Here is a 6,113-nt window from a genome sequence, read left to right as displayed (position 1 = left end):
TCATAGATTTACAGAATAAAATCGTCATTCCTGCAACTTATGAATATGCGGAGAGTTTCAAGTCTGGGTTGGGGGTTGTACAACTATTGACTTTAAAAGGTGCAATTAACCCGAAAGGTGAAATTGTTATTCCGATTGAACACACAACAATCAAGGTTTTAGACGATACTCATTTCATTGTTTCATTGGGAGCTTTTTATGGAATTTATACGAACAAGGGAAAACTGGTAGTTCCGTTGGAATACTCCAACATCCGTAAGGTTCAGGATGAATTTTACATTCTGACGAAAGGAACGGAATTACATTATTTCTATGTTCCTGAAAACAAATTGATCAAACCTCTTCTGGATTAATGTCAGCGTTGAGAAATTTTCTTCGGTCGATTGTTCCGGATAAATTGCTGAATGCTTACAGGGAAAGTAAGAAAGAAAAACAGCGTAAAATTATTCGCGGGCAGGAAACGAAAGGCGAAGGGGCTTCATTGGAAAGTTTGATTCGTGATTTTAAAAATTGCGGACTGAAAACCGGTGATTCGGTATTGGTTCACAGTAGTTTTTCGAAAATTGGTTTTGTTCAGGGCGGTCCGAAAACGATTATTGATGCCTTGATTGAAGTGATTGGCCTGGAAGGAAATCTTTTAATGCCCAGTTCTCCGAATGCCGGTTACCAATTGGATTATATCCGGAATCTGAAACAATTTGATGTGGCAAATGAACCTTCCAAAATGGGAGCAATTACGGAATATTTCCGAAAACTTCCCGGAGTAAAGCGCTCAGAAAGCCCTACAGAACCGGTTTGTTGTTTCGGTCCGAAAGCAGATTGGTTTACAAACGGACATTTGGGAGAGTTAACGCCCTATACGGAAAACAGTCCTTTTGCGAGATTGGCTCAAGTGAATGGAAAAATTCTATATATCGGAGTAACGCTGGACAATGCGGGGACTTCCCTGCACGTTTCAGAAGACGCTATTCTCGATTTCAAATATCCGGTGTATTATCCGGAAATTTTTCAAACAGAAGTCATTCAGGAAAATGGAATCCGCGTATCGGTTTCTGTAAAAGTTCACAATCCGGAGCAATCTGCAAAACGGAAATGCGATGAGTTACTTCCGTTATTCAAGGAAAAAGGAGTGTTCACTGAAGAACTGGTCGGGCAGGCGAGAACCCTGGTTTTTGATGCTTCCGAAATGCTTGAGACGTTAATTGAAGTCTACAACGAGAGCGGAATCACGATCTATACTCCGAAAGGAGAAAAAGCGTAGCTTTTGAAGACTAAGCAACGACAAACGTTAGAGCGGAAGTTGCGCAGGATAGGCGTAGCTTTTGAAGACTAAGCAACGACAAACGTTAGAGCGGAAGTTGCGCAGGATAGGTGTAGCTTCATGCGGGAAAGGTGTCGGATCGGTTCAAAATAAATGCGCTTGTGAAGAACTGATTTTATGCAAGCATTGTTATTTTTGTAAATAGAAAAAATCAAAACATGTCAAATAGAAACTGGACATCCATTAAGTCCTACACAGATATCAAATTCGAATTCTTCGACGGAATTGGTAAAATTACCATCAACAGACCTAAAGTTTACAATGCTTTCCGCCCTGAAACAAATATGGAAATTTTGGATGCTTTGGAGATTTGTCGCGAAAGACAAGATATTGGAGTGGTTGTATTGACCGGAGAGGGTGACAAGGCATTTTGTTCGGGAGGTGATCAGAACGTGAAAGGAGTCGGAGGATATATTTCCGAAAACGGAGTTCCGCGTTTGAATGTATTGGATGTGCACAAAGCCATTCGTGCCTTACCAAAGCCGGTGATTGCAATGGTAAACGGATATGCAATTGGGGGCGGACATGTTTTGCATGTGGTGTGTGATATTACGATTGCTTCTGAAAATGCGCGTTTCGGGCAAACCGGACCGAAAGTAGGAAGTTTTGACGCAGGATTCGGATCTTCCTTCCTAGCAAGTCATGTAGGACAGAAAAAAGCGCGTGAGATTTGGTTCTTATGTGAACAATATACTGCTGATGAAGCGGAAAAAATGGGAATGGTAAACAAAGTGGTTGCTTTGAAAGACCTGGAAGATACAACAGTTCAGTGGTGTCAAACAATCATGAAACGTTCTCCTTTGGCGATTCGTATGATCAAACGCGGATTGAATGCCGAGTTAGACGGTCAAAGAGGTTTGATGGAGTTTGCCGGAGATGCTACTTTGATGTATTATCTGATGGAAGAAGCTCAGGAAGGAAAACGTGCTTTTTTGGAGAAGCGTGAACCGAATTTCCAGCAATTCCCTAAGTTTCCGTAACTATAATTGAGAATTGAGAAAACTTTTCAATTTGTAATCAGGCATTCGTAATTCGACATTAAAAATATGGCATTATTGGATATTGAAGCTGATTTTCAGCGCATTTTCGGATTCAGTTTAACAGAAGGCAAGCAGTGGCTGGTAAAATCGGGAACGAACCTGATTTTCGCTGTGGTCATCCTATTGGTTGGTTTTTGGATCGCCAAATGGGTTGGCCGACTGGTTGTACGTATTCTGACACGTGGAAAAGTAGATGCCGGATTGGTTACTTTCCTTTCGAGTCTGGCTACGATTGTTCTCAAGGTGTTGGTAATTGTTACAGCAATAACGCAGCTTGGAATCGAAATGACGTCTTTTGTTGCAATTTTGGGTGCTGCAGGTTTGGCGATCGGTATGGCATTTTCAGGAACGCTTTCCAATTTCGCAGGAGGCGTAATGATTTTGCTCTTCAAGCCCTTTAAAGTCGGAGATACCATCCTGACACAGAATTTACAGGGAACGGTAAAGGAAATTCAGATTTTTTACACGTATTTGCACACTTCTGATAACAAGGTGATTGTGATTCCGAATGGCCCGATTGCGAATGGTCCTCTGACTAATTTCACGAAAGCAAATGTGCGCCGTGTAGACTGGAGTATTCCGATTTCTTATGGCGATGATTACGTTAAAGCGCATCAATTGATCCTGAAATATTTGTCGGAAGACAAACGTGTAAAAAAAGATCCGGAACCGTTTGTAGCGTTGGGAGAATTGGGAGCATCTGTGATGGTGACCGTTCGTGCCTGGGCAAAAACAGATGATTACTGGAATGTTTATTATGCATTGAATAAGCGTATTTATGAAGATTTTGAGAAAGAAGGTCTTCATTTAACTTCTCCTCAGGAACACATTGTACAAATGCAAACGGCAAATTAATGGAGAGTTTAAAACAGCACCCGATTATTCAGCAATACATTGTCTGGAATCGCTTCGGAGATTTATTGGGAATGGATTTCGACGTGGAATCGAAAGGGCATGTCTTGTATCACATGACAATCTCGGATAATCATTTGGCAACTCCTTTTGCAGCGCATGGAGGTTCGGTTGCTGCATTGATTGATGCGGCTCTCGGAGTGGCTTGTTTGACACAGGTTTGTGAAGAAATGAAAGTGGTTTCGACGGTCAATCTGACGATTTCATACCTCAATCCGGCAAATAGACACGATGTGCTGACGGCTGATGCGCGGGTTGTTAAATCGGGGAGGCGTATTCTTTTTGTAGAAGGGAAAGTGACGAATCAAAAAGGGGAATTGGTGGCAACTGCTTCGGCAACGATGAATGCGTATCCGGTTTCGAAAATCAGCGAGAAAGTTTTCTAATTATAGGATTTCAAGAATAGATAGGGTTGTTTTACAATATGGTAATATAGTAATTTTGTTTTTTTGCGGATCATTTTTTCAATAGACCATAAAGATTCAGGGAAATCATCAGTCTAAATGACTTACACTGGTTCATTCAAAAACTGCTTTTACAAATCCAACAATAAGCCCCTGAAAACAACTCTTTATGTTCTAACTTTCTCCCAAATATTAACCGCTTCAACAGCCTCCTTTACATCATGAACGCGCAAAATCGAAGCCCCTTTTTCAAGTGCCAATGTATTCAAAACAGTCGTCCCGTTCAGAGAATCTTCCGCTCCAATTCCAAGTGTTTTATAGATCATCGATTTTCTTGAAATCCCCACTAAAAGCGGGCAGTCAAACAAATGGAAAGCCTCTAGTTTTGAAAACAGTTCCAGGTTTTGTTCGCTGTTTTTAGCAAAGCCAAAACCCGGATCAATGATGATATCTTTTATTCCTGCCTGAATCGCTTTTTCTTTCTGGATTCCCAATTCGTAAATCGTTTCCCGGAGAATATTTTCATAATGATTCAAACCCGACATATTTTGCGGAGTTCCACGCATGTGCATCAGTACATAAGGAACCTGGAAAGCAGCAACGACCGAAAACAGATCCGAATCAATTAAACCTCCGCTGATGTCATTGATCAGGTGCGCGCCCTGTTCCAGGACATAATTTGCGACCTCTGCCTGAAAAGTATCAACACTCAGTTTGATTTCAGGATAGGTTTCAAGCGCATAAGCAAGAGCAGATTTGATGCGTTCTATTTCGTCTTTTTCTGAAATGTGTTCGGCTCCCGGTCTGGTAGAGTAACCTCCTATATCTAACCATGTTGCGCCGTTTTTTACGTGCAGGTCGATTAAAAGCCGCTGATCTTCCAGGTCGGATTTTCTGCTGCTTTTGTAAAAGGAATCAGGCGTACAATTGACAATTCCCATCACCTGGGGAGCAGAAATAGTGAATAACTTACCGCGGGTATTTAACTGCCACTCTCGCGAAAAATTTGTATTTTCAAACCTTAAAAATTCCATACAGACATAGATGATACAAACATCGGAACAATATCAACACATCGTACAGGGTTGTAGAGAAATTTTCCTGAAAAAAACGAAAGATTACGGAACTTCCTGGCGCATTGCAAGAGCCAGCAGTCTGACCGATCAGATTTTCATCAAAGCCAATAGAATCCGAACGCTACAGGAAACCAACGAAAATAAGGTTGGCGAAAGTATTGAGGGGGAATTCGGTGCGATGGTGAATTATTGTATCATGGCAATTATTCAAAGCAGATCGAATGACGGTTTCGGATTGGAATTGTCGGAAAAGGAAGCGTTGATGCTTTACAATCAGGTAGCTCAGGAAGCTTTTGAATTGATGGAACGAAAAAATCATGACTACGGCGAAGCGTGGAGAGATATGCGGGTGAGTTCATTAACCGATATGATTTTGATTAAGTTGTTACGAATTAAACAAATCGAGGATAATGGAGGACAAACAATAGCTTCCGAAGGAATCGAATCAAATTATTTTGATATTTTGAACTACTCGATTTTCGCATTAATACACCTTACGCTTTAATATTATTTAGGTTCTATGAAAACTACCAGAACTATTTCAGGACATTCACTACCACTCAATGTTCTGTTTGTTATTTTGAATTTAGTGGGCCTCACGCTCACCACCATGGGGTTCCATGATCATTTTGAGGGGCAGAAGATGCTTTTCGCAAGTTTGGGAATCGGTTTGATGTTATTCTCGGCTGTAGCATTGATTTTCTTTAAAGGAAGATTGATGATTGCAACAGTTTCCCGTGTGATTGTGGGAAGTTTATTCATCGTTTCGGGACTAATCAAAGCGAACGATCCGGTAGGATTTTCATACAAACTGGAGGAATATTTTGAAGACGGAGCTTTGGCGTACCGCATCAAGGAATTATTCGGTGCTCCCGGATTTTCACTGGAATATTTTATTCAGCACGCATTGTTGTTGTCGGTAGTTATCTGTATCGCAGAGATTGTTTTGGGAGTGTTGGTAATCATTGGTGGGAAAATTCGTTTTGTGAGCTGGCTGTTGGTAATCATGATGTTGTTCTTCACTTTCCTGACATGGCATACTTCAACCTGTGATTCGAAAGTCAAATTTGTAGACAGAGATACGTATTCGTTGGATATAGCGCAAGAATCGCACATGGCGAATATGAAAATCGAAGAAGCCGTTACGAATAAGGATGTCAAGATCATTTCCAAAAACGCGAAAGAGGTGGTGGTAGAAGAATTGAAAGCACCACAATGTGTAACGGACTGTGGCTGTTTCGGAGATGCAATGAAAGGTTCTGTCGGAAGGTCATTGACACCGAAAGAATCCCTTTGGAAAGATATCGTATTGCTTTACCTGGTGGTGTGGATTTTTGCAGCTCAACGATTGATTAAGCCG

General features: G+C 41.2%; 8 protein-coding genes. 7 read left to right on the top strand and 1 reads right to left on the bottom strand.

Going from position 1 to position 6,113, the window contains the following annotated elements; translation table 11 throughout:
• The 5 genes from Q1V93_RS06005 to Q1V93_RS05985 form a co-directional block, all read left to right on the top strand.
• The coding region (locus tag Q1V93_RS06005; RefSeq protein ID WP_300662788.1) for a WG repeat-containing protein at positions 1–353 on the top strand (353 nt) is incomplete at its 5' end.
• Complete coding sequence (locus Q1V93_RS06000) at positions 353–1,261, top strand: AAC(3) family N-acetyltransferase (protein WP_300662786.1); 909 nt, start codon at positions 353–355, stop codon at positions 1,259–1,261. The genes Q1V93_RS06005 and Q1V93_RS06000, both read left to right, overlap by 1 nt.
• A 218-nt stretch (positions 1,262–1,479) precedes the next feature.
• Positions 1,480–2,301: a 1,4-dihydroxy-2-naphthoyl-CoA synthase gene (gene menB, locus Q1V93_RS05995; RefSeq protein WP_300662784.1), complete on the top strand. Its 822-nt coding sequence runs from the start codon at positions 1,480–1,482 to the stop codon at positions 2,299–2,301.
• Positions 2,302–2,367: 66 nt separating this feature from the next.
• Positions 2,368–3,216: a mechanosensitive ion channel domain-containing protein gene (locus Q1V93_RS05990; RefSeq protein WP_300662782.1), complete on the top strand. Its 849-nt coding sequence runs from the start codon at positions 2,368–2,370 to the stop codon at positions 3,214–3,216.
• The gene (locus Q1V93_RS05985; protein WP_300662780.1) at positions 3,216–3,659 is read left to right on the top strand and encodes a PaaI family thioesterase; all 444 of its coding nucleotides are present in this window, start codon (positions 3,216–3,218) and stop codon (positions 3,657–3,659) included. Before Q1V93_RS05990 ends, Q1V93_RS05985 begins: the two co-directional genes overlap by 1 nt.
• A gap of 185 nt (positions 3,660–3,844) precedes the next feature.
• Here Q1V93_RS05985 and folP read toward each other — a convergent pair whose 3' ends face one another.
• Positions 3,845–4,711 (bottom strand): dihydropteroate synthase, encoded by an 867-nt coding sequence (gene folP, locus Q1V93_RS05980; RefSeq protein WP_300662778.1) that lies wholly within the window; start codon positions 4,709–4,711, stop codon positions 3,845–3,847.
• Between the two features lie 10 nt (positions 4,712–4,721).
• Here folP and Q1V93_RS05975 point away from each other — a divergent pair, with 10 nt between their 5' ends.
• Entirely contained in the window at positions 4,722–5,258 is a 537-nt protein-coding gene (locus tag Q1V93_RS05975) for a DUF1599 domain-containing protein (RefSeq protein WP_300662776.1), read from the top strand.
• Positions 5,259–5,273: 15 nt separating this feature from the next.
• Positions 5,274–6,113 (top strand): DoxX family protein (locus Q1V93_RS05970; RefSeq protein WP_300662774.1); only part of this gene is annotated, 840 nt, incomplete at its 3' end.

It is taken from the genome of Fluviicola sp., assembly GCF_030151805.1.
Taxonomy (GTDB): Bacteria; Bacteroidota; Bacteroidia; order Flavobacteriales_D; family Crocinitomicaceae; genus Fluviicola.
The sequence above is the reverse complement of the archived record's forward strand: the minus strand, read 5'-3'. Positions and strand labels throughout refer to the sequence as shown.